The sequence below is a fragment of the Streptomyces sp. NPDC030838 genome (assembly GCF_055572035.1).
In genome coordinates this window covers 270,813-288,935 of the sequence record NZ_JBVIED010000010.1, presented here as the reverse complement: position 1 = coordinate 288,935, position 18,123 = coordinate 270,813, and the positions used below count along the sequence as shown (strand labels likewise).

Annotated in this window: 18 protein-coding genes; 9 read left to right on the top strand and 9 right to left on the bottom strand. The window is 74.0% G+C overall.

Annotation, left to right across the window (positions count from 1 at the left end):
* Window positions 1-24: 24 nt before the first annotated feature.
* Window positions 25-855, bottom strand: coding sequence for an SAM-dependent methyltransferase (locus ACZ42A_RS25565; protein WP_468529577.1), 831 nt, complete (start codon window positions 853-855; stop codon window positions 25-27).
* Window positions 856-1,145: 290 nt separating this feature from the next.
* Between ACZ42A_RS25565 and ACZ42A_RS25560 the strand changes: the two genes are divergently transcribed.
* Window positions 1,146-2,324 (top strand): MalY/PatB family protein, encoded by a 1,179-nt coding sequence (locus tag ACZ42A_RS25560; protein WP_468529576.1) that lies wholly within the window; start codon window positions 1,146-1,148, stop codon window positions 2,322-2,324.
* Window positions 2,325-2,356: 32 nt separating this feature from the next.
* Window positions 2,357-2,758 (top strand): PPOX class F420-dependent oxidoreductase, encoded by a 402-nt coding sequence (locus tag ACZ42A_RS25555; RefSeq protein ID WP_468529575.1) that lies wholly within the window; start codon window positions 2,357-2,359, stop codon window positions 2,756-2,758.
* Between the two features lie 7 nt (window positions 2,759-2,765).
* Here ACZ42A_RS25555 and ACZ42A_RS25550 read toward each other — a convergent pair whose 3' ends face one another.
* Together ACZ42A_RS25550 and ACZ42A_RS25545 are read right to left on the bottom strand one after the other, a co-directional pair.
* Window positions 2,766-3,194, bottom strand: coding sequence for a Zn-ribbon domain-containing OB-fold protein (locus ACZ42A_RS25550; protein ID WP_468529574.1), 429 nt, complete (start codon window positions 3,192-3,194; stop codon window positions 2,766-2,768).
* Between the two features lie 177 nt (window positions 3,195-3,371).
* Window positions 3,372-4,106: a TetR family transcriptional regulator gene (locus ACZ42A_RS25545; protein ID WP_468529573.1), complete on the bottom strand. Its 735-nt coding sequence runs from the start codon at window positions 4,104-4,106 to the stop codon at window positions 3,372-3,374.
* 118 nt (window positions 4,107-4,224) lie between these two features.
* On the opposite strand from ACZ42A_RS25545, the gene ACZ42A_RS25540 reads away from it, so the two are divergent.
* Complete coding sequence (locus ACZ42A_RS25540) at window positions 4,225-5,049, top strand: ATP-grasp domain-containing protein (protein WP_468529572.1); 825 nt, start codon at window positions 4,225-4,227, stop codon at window positions 5,047-5,049.
* 4 nt (window positions 5,050-5,053) lie between these two features.
* Here the strand turns inward: ACZ42A_RS25540 and ACZ42A_RS25535 are convergent, their stop codons facing one another.
* The gene (locus ACZ42A_RS25535) at window positions 5,054-5,704 is read right to left on the bottom strand and encodes an STAS domain-containing protein (protein ID WP_468529571.1); all 651 of its coding nucleotides are present in this window, start codon (window positions 5,702-5,704) and stop codon (window positions 5,054-5,056) included.
* 131 nt (window positions 5,705-5,835) lie between these two features.
* On the opposite strand from ACZ42A_RS25535, the gene ACZ42A_RS25530 reads away from it, so the two are divergent.
* Window positions 5,836-6,192: a MarR family transcriptional regulator gene (locus ACZ42A_RS25530; RefSeq protein WP_468529570.1), complete on the top strand. Its 357-nt coding sequence runs from the start codon at window positions 5,836-5,838 to the stop codon at window positions 6,190-6,192.
* A gap of 66 nt (window positions 6,193-6,258) precedes the next feature.
* Here the strand turns inward: ACZ42A_RS25530 and ACZ42A_RS25525 are convergent, their stop codons facing one another.
* The 5 genes from ACZ42A_RS25525 to ACZ42A_RS25505 form a co-directional block, all read right to left on the bottom strand.
* Window positions 6,259-8,661 carry a SpoIIE family protein phosphatase gene (locus ACZ42A_RS25525; RefSeq protein WP_468529569.1) on the bottom strand — a complete coding sequence of 801 codons (2,403 nt, stop codon included), beginning with the start codon at window positions 8,659-8,661 and terminating at the stop codon, window positions 6,259-6,261.
* Between the two features lie 77 nt (window positions 8,662-8,738).
* Entirely contained in the window at window positions 8,739-9,119 is a 381-nt protein-coding gene (locus ACZ42A_RS25520; RefSeq protein WP_468529568.1) for a hypothetical protein, read from the bottom strand.
* A 328-nt stretch (window positions 9,120-9,447) separates the two neighbouring features.
* The gene (locus tag ACZ42A_RS25515; protein ID WP_468529567.1) at window positions 9,448-10,365 is read right to left on the bottom strand and encodes a MurR/RpiR family transcriptional regulator; all 918 of its coding nucleotides are present in this window, start codon (window positions 10,363-10,365) and stop codon (window positions 9,448-9,450) included.
* A gap of 159 nt (window positions 10,366-10,524) precedes the next feature.
* On the bottom strand, window positions 10,525-11,130 hold the full coding sequence (locus ACZ42A_RS25510; protein ID WP_468529566.1) for a hypothetical protein: 606 nt from the start codon (window positions 11,128-11,130) through the stop codon (window positions 10,525-10,527).
* Between the two features lie 9 nt (window positions 11,131-11,139).
* A complete protein-coding gene (locus tag ACZ42A_RS25505) occupies window positions 11,140-11,808 on the bottom strand; it encodes a nucleoside/nucleotide kinase family protein (protein ID WP_468529565.1) in 669 nt (222 codons plus the stop codon).
* 130 nt (window positions 11,809-11,938) lie between these two features.
* On the opposite strand from ACZ42A_RS25505, the gene ACZ42A_RS25500 reads away from it, so the two are divergent.
* From ACZ42A_RS25500 to ACZ42A_RS25480, 5 genes are all read left to right on the top strand, one after another.
* Entirely contained in the window at window positions 11,939-12,334 is a 396-nt protein-coding gene (locus ACZ42A_RS25500) for a YybH family protein (protein WP_468529564.1), read from the top strand.
* Between the two features lie 103 nt (window positions 12,335-12,437).
* Window positions 12,438-13,193: a beta-phosphoglucomutase family hydrolase gene (locus ACZ42A_RS25495; RefSeq protein WP_468529620.1), complete on the top strand. Its 756-nt coding sequence runs from the start codon at window positions 12,438-12,440 to the stop codon at window positions 13,191-13,193.
* Window positions 13,190-15,532, top strand: a complete 2,343-nt coding sequence (locus tag ACZ42A_RS25490) for a glycoside hydrolase family 65 protein (protein ID WP_468529563.1) — start codon at window positions 13,190-13,192, stop codon at window positions 15,530-15,532. The genes ACZ42A_RS25495 and ACZ42A_RS25490 overlap by 4 nt, the downstream gene beginning before the upstream one ends.
* A gap of 187 nt (window positions 15,533-15,719) precedes the next feature.
* Window positions 15,720-17,183, top strand: a complete 1,464-nt coding sequence (locus ACZ42A_RS25485; RefSeq protein ID WP_468529562.1) for a hypothetical protein — start codon at window positions 15,720-15,722, stop codon at window positions 17,181-17,183.
* The gene (locus ACZ42A_RS25480) at window positions 17,180-18,121 is read left to right on the top strand and encodes a lysylphosphatidylglycerol synthase domain-containing protein (RefSeq protein ID WP_468529561.1); all 942 of its coding nucleotides are present in this window, start codon (window positions 17,180-17,182) and stop codon (window positions 18,119-18,121) included. Before ACZ42A_RS25485 ends, ACZ42A_RS25480 begins: the two co-directional genes overlap by 4 nt.
* Window positions 18,122-18,123: the final 2 nt, after the last annotated feature.

Genomic DNA, 18,123 nt, shown 5'->3' with positions numbered 1-18,123 from the left:
GCGGGGCCCACCTCGGGCGGAGACTCACTTCTTGCGGGCCACCCCGCCGAACATGGCGACCTCCTCCGGCTCGGCGCCGTCGGTGTCCTCCGGACGCCAGCGCGAGCAGGACACCACTCCCGGCTCCAGCAGCTCCAGGCCGTCGAAGAAGCGGGCCACGGCCTCGGGGGTGCGCTGGGTCAGCTTCGGGGTGCCGTGCTCGTTCCAGAACTTCACCGCCTCGTCCACGTCCGGCATGGACGGGGAGGTGATGGTGTGCGACAGCACCAGGTGGCTGCCCGACGGCAGCGCGTCGAGCAACTGCCGCACCAGGCCGTACGGGTCCTCGTCGTCGCCGATGAAGATGACCACGCCGAGCAGGATCAGCCCCACCGGCCGGCTGAAGTCCAGAGTCTTCGCGGCGTGTTCGAGGATCGCGTCGACATTGCGCAGATCCTCGTCCAGATAGTCGGTGCGGCCCTCGGGCGTGCTGGTGAGCAGCGCGCGGGCGTGGGCGAGGACGAGCGGGTCGTTGTCGACGTAGACGATCCGCGCGTCCGGGGCGAGCCGCTGGGCGACCTCGTGGGTGTTGTCGGCGGTCGGCAGCCCGGTGCCGATGTCCAGGAACTGGCGGATCCCGGCCTCCTGGACGAGGTGACGCACGGCGCGGCCGAGGAAGAGCCGGTCGGCCTGCGCGTACGCGCCGATGCCCGGGTGGAGTTGGCGGATCTGGTCGCCGGCCGCGCGGTCGACCTCGTAGTTGTCCTTGCCGCCCAGCCAGTAGTTCCAGATCCGGGCCGTGTGCGGCTGGGAGGTGTTGATGCGCTCGCGCAGGGAATCGGCCACGCCGTCCGTGGTGGGCGGGTTCTCGGTCACGGGGTCAGCTCCTGGGATGCCGGGATGCGGTGGAGTGTCAAGGAGCAATCTAGACCGATGAGTTGATCTTTGCCGATCCTCCCCGGCATTTGCCCTCACCGACGGCCGCGTCCGGACCGGGCCGGGGCCGGCCGCGGGCGTCGGCCACACCGAGCGGCGGGCGTCGCCCACACGGAACGGCGGGCGCCAGCCACACGCAGCGGCGGGCGTCGCCCACACGGAACGGCGGGCGCCGGCAGCCACTCCAGCACCGCTTCCCGCCCACCGCGCAGCCCCCTATCTTGGGCCCCATGACCAGCATCCCGCACGAGACGACCGGCGAACCGAATCCGCTGCGCGCACTCGGCCTGGACCGGCTGCGCCGCCGTACGAGCATCAAGTGGCGCACCTACCCCGAGGACGTGCTGCCGCTGTGGGTGGCCGAGATGGACGTCCCGCTCGCCGAGCCGGTCGCCCGGGCGCTCACCGAGGCGATCGCCCTGGGTGACACCGGCTACCCGGCCGGCACCGGCTACGCCGAGGCGCTGTCCGCCTTCGCGGCGAAGCGGTGGGGCTGGGACGGGGTCGCCGTGGAGCGCACCGCGATCGTGCCCGATGTGATGCTGGGCGTCGTCGAGATGTTGAAGCTGGTGACCGGGCCCGGGGACACGGTGGTGGTCAACCCGCCGGTGTATCCGCCGTTCTTCCTGTTCGTCACGCACATGGACCGGCGGGTGGCCGAGGCGCCGCTCGGCCCCGACCTGCGGATCGACTTCGGGGCGCTGGAGGAGGCCTTCCGGGACGCGGTCGCGGGCGGTCGGCGGGCCGCGTACCTGCTGTGCAGCCCGCACAACCCGACCGGCACCGTGCACACCGCCGAGGAACTGTCCGCCGTCGCCGCGCTCGCCGAGCGGTACGGGGTGCGGGTCGTCGCCGACGAGATCCACGCGCCGCTGGTCCTGGGCGACACGGCGTTCGCGCCGTATCTCAGCGTGCCCGGCGCCGAACGCGGGCTGTCGCTGATGTCGGCGTCCAAGGCGTGGAACCTCGCCGGTCTCAAGGCCGCCCTCGCCGTCGCGGGCCCGGGCGCCGCCGCCGACCTCGCCCGGCTCCCCGAGGAGGTCAGCCACGGGCCCAGCCACCTCGGCATCATCGCCCACACCGCGGCCCTGCGCGACGGGACCGCCTGGCTGGACGCCCTGCTGGCCGGCCTCGACGACAACCGGCGGCTGCTCTCCGGCCTGCTCGCCGAGCACCTGCCCGCGATCCGCTACCGCCCCGGCGACGGCACCTACCTGGCCTGGCTCGACTGCCGCGACCTGGGCCTCGGCGACGATCCGGCGGAGACCTTCCTGAACCGCGGCCGGGTCGCCCTGAACTCCGGGCTCCGCTACGGCACGGGCGGCGCCGGGCACGTCCGGCTGAACCTGGCCACCCCACCCGAGGTGCTCACCGAGGCGGTCGGGCGGATGGCACGGACGGTGGCGTGATCAGCGTGGTGCGGTCCGCCTAGACTCCGGTCATGGACGAGACGCCCACGGCCCGGCTCGGTGCCGGCAAGTACCTGTTGCTCACCAGCTACCGCAGAAACGGTGACGGCATCCCCACCCCGGTGTGGGTGGTGGAGGACGAGGGCGCGCTCGGTGTGTGGACGGTCGCCGACTCCTGGAAGGTGAAGCGGATCCGCAACAACCCGGCGGTCCGCGTCGCCCCCTGCGACCTGCGCGGCAACCCCACCGGCGACGCGATCGAGGCCACCGCCGAGATCTGCGACGCCGCCACCACCGCCCGCTACCGCAGGCTCATCGCCCGCAAGTACGGCATGATCGGCCGCCTCACCCTGCTCGGCAGCCGGCTGCGGCGCGGGACGGCGGGCACGGTCGGCATCCGCGTGACCCCGGTCCGGGAGCCCGAGGCCGCGTGACGCCCCCTCAGCTCCAGGCGCGGTAGGGCTCGTCGACCAGCTGGAAGACGGGCTCGCCGCGTACCGGGTCCTTGGCCGTGGAGAGGCGCACCCGGTCGCCGCTGTGGATGCCGATGGGCGGGCCCATGACCCGGCCCCGCACCACGAAACCCTCGGCCATCTCGATCAGCGACACATTGCGCGCGGCCGGGGTGTTGCGGTGCACCACCGTGGAGTGGCGGACCGTGCCCGTGCCCTCGCTGCGCTCCGTGCGCAGATCGCTGCCCTGGCACACCGGACACAGCAGCCGGTGGTACATCGCGGTGCCGCACCAGGTGCAGCGCTGGAAGAGGATGGACTCCTCCTCCGCCGCCGCCCGGCGGTCGATCGTGGGGGCGAGGACGCCCGCCCCGGAGCCGACTCCCTGCTGAGCGGCGCTTCCTGAGTGGTGGTACACGCTGTCAACTCCCTGCGCTCGGCCGGAATCCCGCGTGCGCGGCTCACCGTGCACGCCTGTGCGCGGTTCGCCGTGCCACCGTGCACGCCGACAGGTTATGGCACTGAGTGCCACTCGTAAAGGCACTCCGTACCCCGATTTTCGGCCGGGCTGTTTCCGGCCGAAGGTGGTCTCCGACTAGTCCCGCCCGAGGGTGGTCTCGATCTCCTGCACCACCCGCCACAGCGGAGCGCCTCGGCGCGAGACGACCACCACCACGTCCTCGGGCCGCTCCTCGGCGGGCGGCGCCGGAGCGCCGCCGAACGCCGACTGCACGTACCCCAGCGCATGGTCCACGGCAGCGCCCGCGTCGCCCTGCCCGTCCGACCGCAGCCAGGAGCGCAGCGCGTTGTTGTGCGCCGCGACGACGGCCGCCGCGATCACGTCGGCGCGCAGCGTGCCGTCGCGCCGGCCGGCGAACCGCCCGCGCAGATACTCCGCGAGGGCGCGCTCGTACCGCCACACCACCGACAGCTCGTACGCGCGCAGCCCGGGTACCTGCTTGGTGAGCCGGTAGCGCTGCACCGAGAAGGCCGGGTTCTCGGCGTACATCCGCAGCACCAGCCGGGCCGCGTCGCACACCCGGGCCACCGGCTCCGCGTCCTCCGCGCCGGCCGCCAGGAAGGCCTCCATGTCGGCCAGGCAGCGCTCGTGGTCGGGGAAGACCACGTCCTCCTTGGACGGGAAGTAGCGGAAGAACGACCGCCGCCCGACCCCGGCGAGCGCCACGATGTCGTCGACGGTGGTCTGTTCGTAGCCCCGCTCCAGGAACAGCTGGAAGGCGGCCGCCACCAGGGCGTCCCGCATGGGCGGCTTCCCGCCCGCCACCCGCGCCTTCTCGCCGTCCCCGGGCGCCGCACTGCTGGAGCTCATGGACGGGAACGTAGCACGCCCGATGGCACTCAGTGCGCTGCGAAGAGGGAACTGAGTTCCCCCTCCGCCGGACGCGTACGCTGTGCGCACCCCGCGCCGCCGTACCCGAGGAGCCCCGATGCCACGCGCCCGCATCCTCTACGTGACCGACCTGGCCTACCCGGCACGCGGGCGGCGCTACTGCGACGAGGACATCGCGCTGACCTCCCGGCTGCGCGAGGAGTTCGACCTCGCCCTGTGCCATCCCCGCGACGCGCCGGCCCTGATGGACGGCTTCGACGCCGTCGTGGTCCGCAACAGCGGCCCCGTCCTGGCGTACCAGGACGCCTACGACGCCTTCCGCGCACACGCGCTGCGCACCGGGGCCCGGGTCTACAACCAGCTGACCGGGCGGGCCGACATGGCCGGCAAGCAGTACCTGCTGGACTTGAGCGCGGCCGGCTTCCCCGTCATCCCGACCGTGGACCGCGCGGCCGACCTGGCGCGGCTGCCGCACGCCGAGCGCTACGTGGTCAAGCCCAGGCTCGGCGCCGACTCGATAGGCCTGCGGATGGTCCCCGCCGAGGAACTCCCCGGCCTCGCCGACGGCACCGTTCTGGTCCAGCCGTGCGTCGACTTCGCGTACGAGGTCTCCTTCTACTTCGTCGACCAGGACTTCCAGTACGCCCTGTACGCCCCGGACCCGGACCGGCGCTGGGACCTCCAGCCGTACGAACCGACCCCCGAGGACCTGGAGTTCGCCCGCCGCTTCATCGAGTGGAACGCGATCGAGCACGGCATCCAGCGGGTGGACGCCTGCCGCGCCCCGGGCGGGGAGCTACTGCTGGTCGAGCTGGAGGACCTGAACCCGTATCTCTCCCTCGACGCGCTCCCGGCGGACCGGCGGGACGCGTTCGTCGCCGCGCTGAAGGCGTCCCTGCGCCGGTTCCTCGGCGCCGCCTGACCGCTCAGCCGTCCTCCTGCGCCCCGGCGGCGGAGACCTGGGCCACCGCCGCGGCCACCTCGCGGCGCAGCGGCTCCGGCAGCGGATCGCCCTGGACGGCGTCCACCAGGCCGTCCGCGAGCCGGTACAGCTTGGTGTTGGTGCGCTGCGAGACCGTGACCAGCACCTCCCAGGCGTCCTGCGGGCTCAGCCCGAACGACGCCATCAGCACCCCGCGGGCCAGGTCGATGGTCGGCCGGGTCTGCATGGCACGGCGCAGCTGGACGACCTCCACGCCCAGCTCCTGCCCGGCGTCGGCCTCCCCGGCGGACGGGACGAACAGCGGCAGGGTGCCGGTCAGCGACATCAGCCGCTCGACGACGGGGGAGACGGCGCGGACGGTGACGGACTTCCCCTCGGCCAGGGCCTGTTGGCGCAGGGCGAGCAGCACGTTCAGCGCCGAGCAGTCGCAGAAGGCGACGCCGCTCAGATCCAGGTCGAGGCCCTCGTCCGTGCCCGCGAGGGCGGCACGCAGGGCGACGCGCAGCTCCTCGCCGACGTCCAGGCCGAGTTCGCCGGACACCGTCACGCGCACGCGGCTGCCGTCGGGGCGCGTGTCGATGGTCAGTCCAGGGCTCCCGACCGTCGCCGACGGGCGGTCCTCAGACTCCGGCATGGCCGACTCTCCCTCGGAACTCCTGCCTGCCCTCCGTTACAGGCTGAGCCCCGCGCCGACGTACGTCAAGGGATACATGAAATGCGTTTCGCGTTTTTGTATGCGGGAACGGCTGGTCCTATGATGACTGCATGGGTGGAGTGCCTGAGCCGCATACCGGATGGACCTTCCTCACCAATCACGCCCGCGTACTGGCCGCCATCGCCGATGATCACACCGCGCGCATTCGCGACATCGCAGCGCACTGCCGGCTGACCGAACGCGCCGTTCAGAAGATCATCGCGGATCTGGAGCAGGCGGGTTATCTCTCCCACAGCCGGGAGGGACGAGGAAACACGTACCGCATCGAGCCGGGCAAGGTGCTGCGGCACCCCGCCGAAGCGGGGCTGACCGTCGCCTCCCTGCTGTCCGTGCTCGCCCGGGACGAGGCCCATCGCGGCCACGAGACATCGGACACCGGGGCGTCCGTGGGCGGCGACCGCGGCTGACCGTCCTGCCGGGGTCTTGTGTCCGCCCGCCCACGCCGGGATACGGCAGCGTGCTGAGCCCGGTGGTCACACCGGCCCGGGTTCCTCCGCCGGGACCCGGATGTCCAGCACGCACACATCGTCGCGCCGCTCGCTCTCCAGCAGTGACGTGAGCAACGGCTCCAAGGAGCCCGGCTCGTCGCGGTCGTGCGCCACGGCGGCCTCCGCCAGCCGCTGAAGGCCGCGGTCGATGCCCTCCCTGGGGCGCTCCACCAAGCCGTCCGTGTACAGCAGCAGCCGGTCGCCGGGCCGCAGCAGGCACTCCGCCTCCTCGAACGCCGGCTCGGCGCTCGCCCCGAGCAGCACCCCGCGAGGCCGGTCCAGGAACCGCGCCTCGCCGTCGCGCAGCAGCAGCGGCGGCGGATGACCGGCCTGCGCCCACACCAGCCGCCGCCCGCGCGCCTGATAGCGGGCCAGCACCAGCGTCGCCGTGCCATGGGAGTCGGGGGAGTGCAGCAGCAGGGTGTTGAGCCGGCCCAGCGCGCCCGTCAGCGACGATCCCGTGATCACCATGCCCTTGGCGGTGAACCGCAGTTGGGCCATGGTGGCGACCGCGCCGACGCCGTGCCCCGCGACATCGCCGACCACGAACAGGGCGGCCCCGCCGGGCAGTTCGATCGCGCTGAACCAGTCGCCGCCGACCTGCACTCCCGACTGCGCGGGCAGATACGCCACTTCGACCCGCAGCCCGGCCAGCCGCAGCGGCTTGTCCGGCAGCGGAAGCAGCGCGTGCTGCAACCGCCCGGCCAGCGCCCGCTCGGCCCGCAGCGCCCCGTGCTGGGTGAGCATCGCCCGCTCGCTGGCGACCAGCGCCAGCTCGGCCCGGCGCTGGGCGGTCATGTCCTGGAGGAACCCGTGCACCTCGACCGGTGTGCCGTCCAGATCGGCGACCGCCTCGGCGACGATCCGCAGATGCCGGACCCCGCTCGCCGTCCGGATCCGGAACGGCGCGTCCACCCGCCGGCCCGCCTCCACCAAGCCGTCGAGCGCGCGGGTCAGCGCCGGGGCGTCGTCGGGCAGGGCCAGGCCGGGCAGGTCGGCCAGCCGCACCGGACCGTGCCCGGGGGCCCGGCCGAGGACCGCGAACACCTGCGCCGACCAGGTGACCTCCTGAGTCACCAGGTTCCAGTTCGCCCACCCCAGGTTGCCCAGCCGCTGCACGTCCTCCAGGCGGCGCTCCTGCCGGTCCGAGGGGTCGTACCGCACCCAGCTGACGACCAGCCCTTCGCCCAGCCGGGCCACCCGCACCCGGTAGGTGGACAGCTCGGCCGCACCGGCCACCAGGTCCTCCTGCCCGAACGGCTCGCCCTCGTACGGTTCCCCGGTGGCGAGTGTGTGCCCGCAGCCCTGCCACACCGCCTCGTCCGCCATCGGCGGCCAGCACTCCAGGATCCGCCGGCCAACGAGGTCACGGCCGCTGCGGCCGGCGACGTCGACCGTCTCCGGGCTCGCCGCGTCGATGCGGTAGTCCTCGACCTCGCCGGTCGCCGCGCGTACCGGGCTGAGCAGCACGGTCGCGCCGGGCAGGGTGTCGAGGACGGCCTGTACGGCGTCGGCGCCGCCGTCGGCCGCGGGTTCCGGCCGGGTGTCGAACGCCCGCAGCCGGCCGGCGCAGAGCCGGGCGACGGCCCGCAACCGCTCCCGCGCCCACGGCGAGAACGGCCCGGGGCGGCCGCGCAGTACGCCGATGGAGATCTCGGCGCCGTCGCCGGTCACCACCGGCAGCCAGGCGCGCGACAGCCGGCGCTCGGGCGGATCGCCGGTCAGCGGATGCCGCGGGCCGTCCTCCTCGATGTCCTCCAGCCAGCTCGGCTCTCCGGTGCGCAGCGCGTCCAGCGCGGCGATCGCGGCCGGCGGCGGCAGCCGTCGCCACTGCGCGGCCGGCGTGTCGTCGATCCCGGCGTGCCCGATCAGCTCAAGGCCGCCCTCGGGCAGCCGGGCGTAGATCATCACCGCGTCGGCGCCCACGCCCGGGCGGAGATGGTCCAGCAGGCACCGGGCGAGTTCCCGCGGAGACCCCACCCGGACGAGTGCCGCGCCGAGCGGGCCGAGCGCGGTGCCCTCCTCCTCCGGGCAGGCGGGTTCGCGGGGGCGGGAGACGGGGGCCGCTCGGCCGGGTGAGCCGGCGGCGGGGAGGTCGGACGGCGGCGGCGTGCCGGTGCGGGTCGGATCGCCGAGCGTGAGCCGGCACTCCTCGATCAGCGTGCGCCCGCCCGCCCGCGCCCGCTTCAGCAACTCCTCGTGCGCGGCCTGGGCGGAACACCCGGTGAGCGCCATCAGCGCGCCCTTGGCCTGCTCCAGTACCGCCGAGGTCGCGGCCAGATCCCGCAGCCGGTCGATCTCGGCGCGCTGCCGGGCGACGAACCCGGCGGATCCGGGTACGTCGGGTCCGGCACCGGGCCGGGTGGGTCCGGGAGACTCGCTCGTCACGCGACGAGCATGGCACACGCGGGGCCCCGCGAGCGCGGCCTCGCGCTCGGTTGTTCCGCCGGTACGGCAGGGCGCGGTCAGCGGCCTCCGGTGTGGTCGAGGAGGGCCTGGCTGACGGCGCGCACACTGCGGGCGATGTGCTGGAGCTGCAGCACCTCGGCGGCGTACAGCTTGATCGTGTGCTCGATCACCGACTCGGGCATGCCGAGGCGGGGCAGGTCGGCGCGGGCGGTCTGCAGGGCGGTGCGGGCGACGCGGATCTCCTGCTGGACCTGGAGCTGCGCGTGCCGGGCGAGCAGCACGGGGTGGCGGATCAGCGCCGGATAGCTGGCGTACCGCGACGGCACCAGCTCGCGCAGCCACTTGGCCGCCGAGCGCTCCCAGTCGTAGCTGCCTGGGGTCTTGACCTGGCAGGGCCAGTCCGGGCTGATGCGCGTGGTCGTCAGGGGCATGAGCATCGCTTCCAATGTGCTGCGTCGCTGGAGTCGCTGAAAGGGGACGACGGATGCGGCGGGCCCCCGGCCTAGGGGATGACCGGGGGTCCGCCGCCGTGGGCGCGCGCGGTGCGACGCCCGGCCGAACACCCGGGCCGTCGCGGGTAGGGGCGGCGGCTTCGGGAGTTCGCGGGTGGTGCGGGATCCGCGAGCAGTATTTATATATGCCGTCGCCTTTGCAAGACGTATGAAAACATTCATGCGCGCTTTGAAATGAGTGGTCCCGTTGTGTCGCCGTTTGGCGGTAGGGGATGAATCGGTCCCGGACTCGGTTCCGGACTCGGTCGCGGACTCAGTCGCGCAGGAAGAACTGGTGCTGGTCGGAGATCTGCTCGTACGACTCCAGGCGGGCCTGGGTCCGCTCCGGATCGGCGTCCGTCATCGCCTGGAGCAGCGCGGCGGCCATCACCCCGGGCGCGGCGTAGGAGTCGAAGACCAGCCGGGAACCGGTCCCGGTGGCGAAGGTGACGTCGGCCTCGTCGGCCAGCGGGCCGAGCGCGAGGTCGGTGATCAGGGCGACGCGCAGCCCGGCGTCGCGGGCCACGCGCACGGCGGTGAGCGTCTCCTGCGCGTGCCGGGGCAGCGAGAAGGCCAGCACCCAGGTGCCGCCCGCCGACCGGGACTGGAGCAGGGCGTCGTAGGCGACGCTGCCGCCCCGGGTCACCAGCCGGACGTCCGGGTGGATGCGCCGCGCCGCGTAGGCGAAGTACTCGGCCAGCGAGGCGGAGATCCGCAGCCCCAGCACGGTCAGCGGCGTCGACGCGGACAGCTCGCGGCCGATCCCGATGACCTGGTCCGGGTCGGCGAAGTCGCGCCGGAGGTTCTCCAGGTTCTCGATCTCGGCGTCCACCGCGGCCTGCAGCTCGTTGGCGCGGTCCTCCTCGGTGGGCCCGCCCGCCAGCTTGCCGAGCGCGATCGACTGGAGCTTTTCCCGCAGCGCCGGATAGCCGCTGAAGCCGACCGCCGCCGCGAACCGGGTCACCGACGGCTGGCTCACCCCGACCCGCTCGGCGAGATCCGTGATCGACAGGAACGCCGCCTCGGTGATGTGCTCGATCAGATACTGGGCGATGCGCCGCTGCCCCGGGGACAGCCGAGGCCGGTCGAAGAGCGTCCTGAGCTGGGAAGTCGGGGCGGCCTCCGCCTCCGGTGCGATCTTCCCCGAGGTGATCGCGGATGCCTGTGCGCGTGCCTGCTGCGGCGATGGCACCGGTGCGCCTCCTTTGCTTCCCACGGAGATTCAACATAGCTCACGCACCGCGCCGGCCAGGGCCGCCCGCACGGCCCTCACCTGCGGTGGACCACCAGCCGCACCCGCTCGCCGTGCGACGGGCGGCACCGGACGCGCGTCGCGTCCGTACCGGCTCCTTCAGTACGGCAGACCCAGCAGCCCCCAGCCCCGCCGATGCGCCTCGGCCACCACGACGCCCCACTCGCGCAGCAGGACGGCGAACGCGTCGAAGTCCTCGATCCACCCGCCCGGGTGCCCGGCATGGGCGTCGTACGCCTCGCGCAACCCCTCCAGCAGCGGTTCGGCAGCGGCCCAGTGGGCGGCCAGCAGTTCCACACCCGCGGGCGGGCAGGCGACCAGCAGGCCCGGCCGCCACCGGTCGCCGGGGTCGTGGACCAGGCCGTCGAGCGGGGGCTCCACCGGGTCGTCGTGCCAGAAGAGGCCGCGCAGAAAGCCGTCCAGGGCCGTCCGCAGCGCGGGCTCGGCGAACGCGCGGGCGTCCTCCCAGCCCTCCCCGGCCCAGAAGTGCGGCTTGTACGAGCCGGACGTGCTGTGGAACTCGTACCGCGCGCACCACGGCACCTCCGGCGACGCCGGCTCCACCCAGCCCTGCTCCGGCTCCGCGTCCCAGTCGAGGTCGACGTCCGGACAGGCGGCCTCCTCCAGCAGGGGCAGCCGCCGCGCGACCGGCGTCGTCCGCAGCCGCTCCCAGTCGACCGCCAGCACCGTGATGTCGAGACCCATGCGGGCACGCTAACCGGCGAGATCTCCCACCGGCACCACCAGGTCCGCCCGGTCCCGGGTCCCCAGGACCAGTTCCGCGTTGTGCTGGTCCGTGCCCAGGACCCAGGCCACCGCCTCCGCGTGTGCCTTGCCGAACTCCTCGTGCCGGGCGACGAGTCGGCGGATACGCTCGGTCTCGTCCAGCTCGCAGAACCACACCTCGTCCAACTGCCGGCGGACGCGCGCCCACGCCCCGGTGTCCAGGAGCAGGTAGTTGCCCTCGGTCACGATCAGCCGGGCCGTGGGCGGCACCGGCACGGCACCGGCGAGCGGCTGTTCGAGGACGCGTTCGAAGCCCGGCGCGTACACGATGTCCTCGCCGTCCTCGCCGTCCTGACCGTCGGTGGCTTCGCGCAGCCGGCGCAGCAGCGCCGCGTACCCGGCCGCGTCGAAGGTGTCCGGCGCGCCCTTGCGGTCCCGGCGGCCCAGGCGCTCCAGCTCCACGTCGGCCAGATGGAAGCCGTCCATCGGGACATGGGCGACCCAGGGCTCGCCGTTCCCGTTCAGCTCGCGCACCAGGCGTTCGGCCAGCGTCGTCTTGCCCGCGCCGGGAGCCCCGGCGATGCCCAGCAGGGCCCGCCGGCCGCCCGGGGCGAGGGCGCGGGCGCGGGCGAGGAGGTCGTCGAAGGTCAGCGGCACGCAGCAGAGTGTGTCATCGCCGCCGGGCGGACCGGGGCGGCGGGGCGATGAATCCCGGCCGTGCGGGGAGTCGAAACAGAAGGAGCCACGGGGGAGCCACGGCCACGGGGGAGGAGGGAGCCGCAGTTCCATGTCCGACGACGAAGACCGCATCCGCGACCTGATCACCCGCTGGGCCGACGCCGTCCACCGGGGCGATCTCGACGCCGTGCTCGCCGATCACGCCGAGGACCTCGTGATGTTCGACGTGCCGCCGCCGTACGAGGGCATCCACGGCCTCGCCGCCTACCGCGCCACCTGGCCGCCGTTCTTCACCTGGCAGGCCCAGGGCGCCTGCTTCGAGATCGAGACCCTGGACGTCACCGCGGGCACCGACGTCGCCTACGCCCACGCCCTGCTGCGCTGCGGCACGCCCGAGGAGCTGGCCGCGCAGCCCGCCCTGCGGCTGCGGCTGACGCTCGGCCTGCGCAAGGAGGGCGGGCGCTGGCTGGTGGCGCACGAGCACCACTCGTTCCCGCACGACTGACCGATCGACCCCGACGGGCCCGAACGTGGCACAGTGCGCCCCTTGTGGCGCGTGCCACCCGCTGCCCGCCCGGATGCGGGGAACCGTGTTCTGTATGACGGAGATGACGGAACTCGGTCTCCCCGAGGGCATCCAGGCCTGCCTCTTCGACCTCGACGGCGTCGTCACCAGGACGGCCGTGGTGCACGCGGCCGCCTGGAAGGAGACGTTCGACGCGTTCCTGCGCGGGCGCGAGGGCGAACGGTTCCGGCCGTTCGACGCCGTCGGCGACTACGACGAGTACGTCGACGGACGCCCGCGTGCCGACGGCGTCCGCACCTTTCTCGCCTCCCGAGGCATCCGCCTCCCCGAGGGCGAACCCGGCGACCCGCCGGACGCCGAGACCGTCCACGGCCTCGGCAACCGCAAGAACGAGCTGCTCCTGCGGCGCATCCGCACCGGCGGCGTGGAGGCCTACGACAGCACCCTGCGCTATCTGACGGCGGTCCGCGCGCACGGCCTGCGCACCGCCATCGTCTCCTCCAGCGCCAACTGCCGTGACGTGCTGCGCGCGATCGACGCCGAGGACCTGTTCGACGTACGGGTCGACGGGGTGGTGGCCGCCGAGCGCGGACTGCCCGGCAAGCCCCGCCCGGACACCTTCCTCGCCGCCGCCCGCGACCTCGGCGTCCCGGCGGAACGGGCGGCCGTGTTCGAGGACGCGCTCGCCGGCATGGACGCGGGCCGCGCCGGCGGCTTCGGATACGTCGTCGGCGTCGACCGTGCCGGACAGACCGAGGCGCTGTACGCGCACGGCGCGGACGTCGTGGTGAAGGATCTCGCCGAACTGGGGGACGTCGAACTGGGGGACGCCGAGTGATAGCGCAGCGGTCGTACGCCGTCGAACCGTGGACCGTCCGCGAGACGGACCTCAACCTGGACGTCCTCGCCCAGAGCGAGTCGGTGTTCGCGCTGTCCAACGGGCACGTCGGCTGGCGCGGCAACCTCGACGAGGGCGAACCGCACGGACTGCCCGGCTCCTATCTGAACGGCGTGCACGAACTGCACCCGCTGCCCTACGCCGAGGCCGGCTACGGCTACCCGGAGTCCGGCCAGACCGTCATCAACGTCACCAACGGCAAGGTGTTACGGCTGCTCGTCGACGACGAGCCGTTCGACCTGCGCTACGGCCGTCTCGTCGCCCATGAGCGCACCCTTGACCTGCGCCGGGGCGTCCTGGAGCGGGTCTGCGAGTGGACCTCCCCGGCCGGTTCCACGGTCCGGGTGCGCTCCACCCGCCTCGTCTCGCTCACCCAGCGGGCGATCGCCGCCGTGGCCTACGAGGTCGAGCCGGTCGACAGCCGCACCCGGGTGGTCATCCAGTCCGAGCTGGTCGCCAACGAGAGCCTGCCCGAGCCGAACGGCGACCCGCGCGCCGCACGCGCGCTGAAGTCGCCGCTGGAACCGGAGGAGGACGTCGCCTCCGGACTGCGGCTGCGGCTGGTGCACCGCACCCGGCGCAGCGGCCTGCGCGTGGCCGTCGCCGCCGACCACGCCGTCAGCGGCCCCGCACACACCACCACGTCCGCCGAGAGCAACGTGGACGTGGCCCGGCTGACCGTCACCTCCGTGCTGGAGCCCGGACAGCGGCTGCGGGTGGAGAAGCTGGTCGCCCACGGCTGGTCCGGCGCCCGCTCCCGGCCCGCGATGAGCGACCAGGTGGAGGCGGCGCTGGCCGCCGCCGCGCACAGCGGCTGGGCGGGGCTGCTCCGCGACCAGGAGGCGTACCTCGACGACTTCTGGGCGCGCGCCGACGTCGAGGTGGACGGCGACGAGGAGATCCAGCAGGCCGTCCGCTTCGCCCTGTTCCACGTCCTCCAGGCGGGCGCCCGCGCCGAGCAGCGCGCGATCCCGGCGAAGGGCCTGACCGGCTCCGGCTACGACGGCCACGCCTTCTGGGACACCGAGACGTTCGTGCTGCCGCTGCTCACCTACACCGCGCCGGACGCGGTCGCGGAGGCGCTGCGCTGGCGGCAGAACACGCTGCCCGCCGCCCGGGAGCGCGCCGACCAGCTGGGCCTGTCCGGCGCCGCGTTCCCCTGGCGGACCATCGAGGGCTCGGAGGGCTCGGCGTACTGGCCGGCCGGGACCGCCGCCTTCCATGTCAACGCCGACATCGCCGACGCCGTGACCCGCTACGTCGCGGCCACCGGTGACCTCGACTTCGAGCGGGACACCGGCGTCGAACTGCTGGTGGAGACCGCCCGCCTCTGGCGCTCCCTCGGCCACCACGACCACCAGGGTGTCTTCCACATCGACGGCGTCACCGGCCCCGACGAGTACAGCGCGATCGCCGACGACAACGCGTACACCAACCTGATGGCCCGGCAGAACCTGCTGGCCGCCGCCGACGCGGTGCGCCGCCACCCGGAGCGGGCCGAGCGGCTGGGCGTGGACGACGAGGAGAGCGCCGCCTGGCGGGACGCCGCCGAGGCCATGCACGTGCCGTACAACCCGGAACTCGGGGTGCACGAGCAGCACGCGGGCTTCACCCGCCACCAGCGCTGGGACTTCGCCGCCACCCGGCCCGACCAGTACCCGCTGCTGCTGCACTTCCCGTACTTCGACCTCTACCGCAAACAGGTCGTCAAACAGGCCGACCTCGTCCTGGCGATGTACACCTGCGGTGACCACTTCGACGAGGAGCAGATCGCCCGCAACTTCGCCTACTACGAGCCGCTGACCGTCCGGGACTCCTCGCTCTCGGCGTGCTGCCAGGCCGTCGTCGCGGCCCAGGCGGGCCATCTGCGGCTCGCCTGCGACTACACCGCCGAGGCCGCCCTCATGGACCTGGCCGACCTGGAGCACAACACCCGCGACGGACTGCACATCGCCTCGCTGGCGGGCACCTGGATGGCCCTGGTCGCCGGCTTCGGCGGGATGCGGCGCGACGGCGACACGCTCCGGTTCGCCCCGCGGCTGCCCGAGCGGTTCAGCCGTCTCGCGTTCCGTCTGCAACTCCTCGGCCGCCGCCTGCGGGTGGAGATCACCCCCGAGAAGGCCACCTACACCCTGCTCTCCGGGCCGCCCCTGAGGATCGGCCACCACGGCGAACCCGTGATGGTGAGCACCGACGGCCCGGCCGTCCGCATGGTCCCGGCGACCCCCGCCCGCCCGGCTCCGGACCAGCCCCCGCACCGCCGGCCCAACGCCCGCTGACCAGCCGGGCGGGCGGGGCTTGGCCCTTGCCGTCGGGGTACCCGGCCGTCGGGCATCCGGCCCTGCCCGTCCTGCACCCTGGGACGCCGTGGGTTAGTTTTTGGGTGTTTTTACGGATAACTCCCCCGGCTCGCAGGCCGCGGGTGTCAGAAGCCGCCCCGCGAGCCGCTGGGGGAGGGACGAGACGATGGCCGAGAGTGTGAGCGTCACCCGGGCGGGCGCCCTGCGTCTGGGCTCGCCGAGCGCGATCGCGGTGGTGGCGGGCGCGTTCACCGCCGCCCAACTCCTCCTCGTCCCGCCGGTCATGGGCCTCGGCTGGGACGAGATCGTCTACGTCAGCCAGGTCGGCGACCACGCCCCCGCCGCCTTCTTCAGCGCGCCCCGCGCCCGCGGCGTCACCGTACTGGTCGCGCCCATCGCCTCCTGGTCGTCGTCCACCGCGCTGCTCCGCGTCTATCTCGCCGTCCTCTCCGGCCTCGCCCTCTACCTCGCCCTGCGCACCTGGCGCGGCCGGTTCCCGACCCGCGTCCTGGCCACCGGCGGCGCCCTGTTCGCCACCCTGTGGGTGACGCTCTTCTACGCCCCGAGCGCCATGCCCAACTACTGGGTCGCCGTCGGCGGACTGATCTGCGTCGGCTGCTTCCTGCGCGCCCGCGCCGACGACCGCGACCGGGCCGCCCTGTGGGGCATCGCGGGCAGCGCCGCCCTGATGGCGCTGATGCGGCCCACCGACGCCGTGTACGTGACCGCGCCGCTGCTCGTGCTCGCCCTGGCCACGCGCCGTTGGCGGCCGCTCGTCGTCCTCGTGGCGGGCCTGGCCGCCGGGGGCGCCCAGTGGGTCGTCGAGGCCTACCTCAGCCACGGCGGCCTGGCGCAGCGGCTCTCCGACGCCTCCCGCATCCAGGGGGGACTCGGCTGGCACTTCGCCGTCGACGACCAGCTGCGCGGCCTGATCGGCCGTACCCTGTGCCGGCCCTGCACCGGACCGCTGCCCAACCCGGCCATCACCCTGTGGTGGTTCGCGCTGTGGGTGCTCGCCGCCGTAGCCCTGGTCCTCGCCGTCCGCGCCCGGCGGACGCTGCCCACCCTGCTGCCGCTCGCCTGCGCGGTCACGGCCGCCGTGCCGTACCTGTTCATGATCGGCTACGCGGCTCCCCGCTTCCTGCTGCCCGTCTACGCGCTGGCCGCGATCCCCGTCGCCGACGCGCTGTGGCACCTGGTCACCACCCCGCAGGGGAGGTGGCGGCCGGTGGCCGCGACCGTCGTCGCGCTCGGCCTGGCCGGGCATCTCGCCGTGCAGTGGGTGGTCCTGGACCGCACCGTCCAGCGCACCGTCGAGGACCGCCGCGCCTGGGCGCGCACCGCCGGGGAACTGCACCGGCTCGGCGTCCGCCCGCCCTGTCTGCTCACCGGGCACACCGCCATCCCGCTCGCCTGGTACACCGGCTGCTCCTCCGCCGCGACCGGCGGCAACAACGCCAACATCACCGTGCCGGCGATCCTGGACGCCACCCGCCGCATCCCGGTCGCCGCGCTCGGCACGTCGACCGGCTCCCCGCCGTCGTACGCCCGCTCCTGGGCCCCGTACCGATTCGACCGGCTGCATCTGTACATCGCCCCGGCGCCGTCCCGTCCGGGCGGACCGGCGTGACCCCCGCGTCGTACGCGGCGACGCCGACCCGCCGCCGGGCGTACTGGCAGACCCTGCTCAGCCTGGCCGTCCTGGTCGCCGCGGTGTTCCTCGCCCGCCGTCACTGGCCGGTGCTGGAGACCGGCGCCGGGCGGCTCGCCGTCGCCGACCACGGGTGGCTGCTGGTCGCCGCCACCGCGGTGACGGTGACCTGGGTGTGCTCGGCCCTCGCCCAGCAGGGCGCGGTGCCGCGGAGCCTGCCCCCCGGACGGCTCGTCGCCGCCCAGTTCGCCGCCTCCGCCGCCAACCATGTGCTGCCCGCGGGGCTCGGCGCGGGCGCCGTGAACCTGCGGTTCCTGATGCGCTGCGGACTCCCGGCGGGCCGCTCGGCGACCGCGCTCGCGGTCAAGGCGACGGCCGGGGTGGTGGTACGCGGCGCGCTGATCGCGGTCCTCGTCCTGGCCTGCCCCGGCGTCCTCCGGTTGCCGCACGGCTCCGGCGGCCGGCTCGCCCTCGGCCTCGCCGGTCTGCTGGTCCTGCTTCTGGCCGCGGTCCGGCTGTGGCCGCGCTGCCGCCGGGCGACGGCGGCCGTCCTCGCGGACGTGCGGGCGGTGCACGCCCGGCCGCACCGGGCGGCCGCCCTGTGGGGCGGATCGCTGGCCTTCGTGGCGCTGCACTCCGCCGCGCTGATCGCCGTCACCCAGGCCGTCGCCCTGCCCCTGCCGCCCGCCCGGGTCGCGCTGCTCTACCTCGCCGCCAGCAGCGCCGCCGCCCTGCTGCCCACCCCCGGCGGTCTCGGCTCGCTCGACGCGGCGCTCGCCCTCGCCCTGACCGCCGCCGGAGCCCCGGCCGCCGCGGCGGCCTCCGCCGTGCTCGGCTACCGGGTGCTGACGGTATGGCTGCCGCTGATCCCGGGCCTGCTGGTGCTCGCGGTGCTGGTGCGGCGCCGGGTGCTGTGACG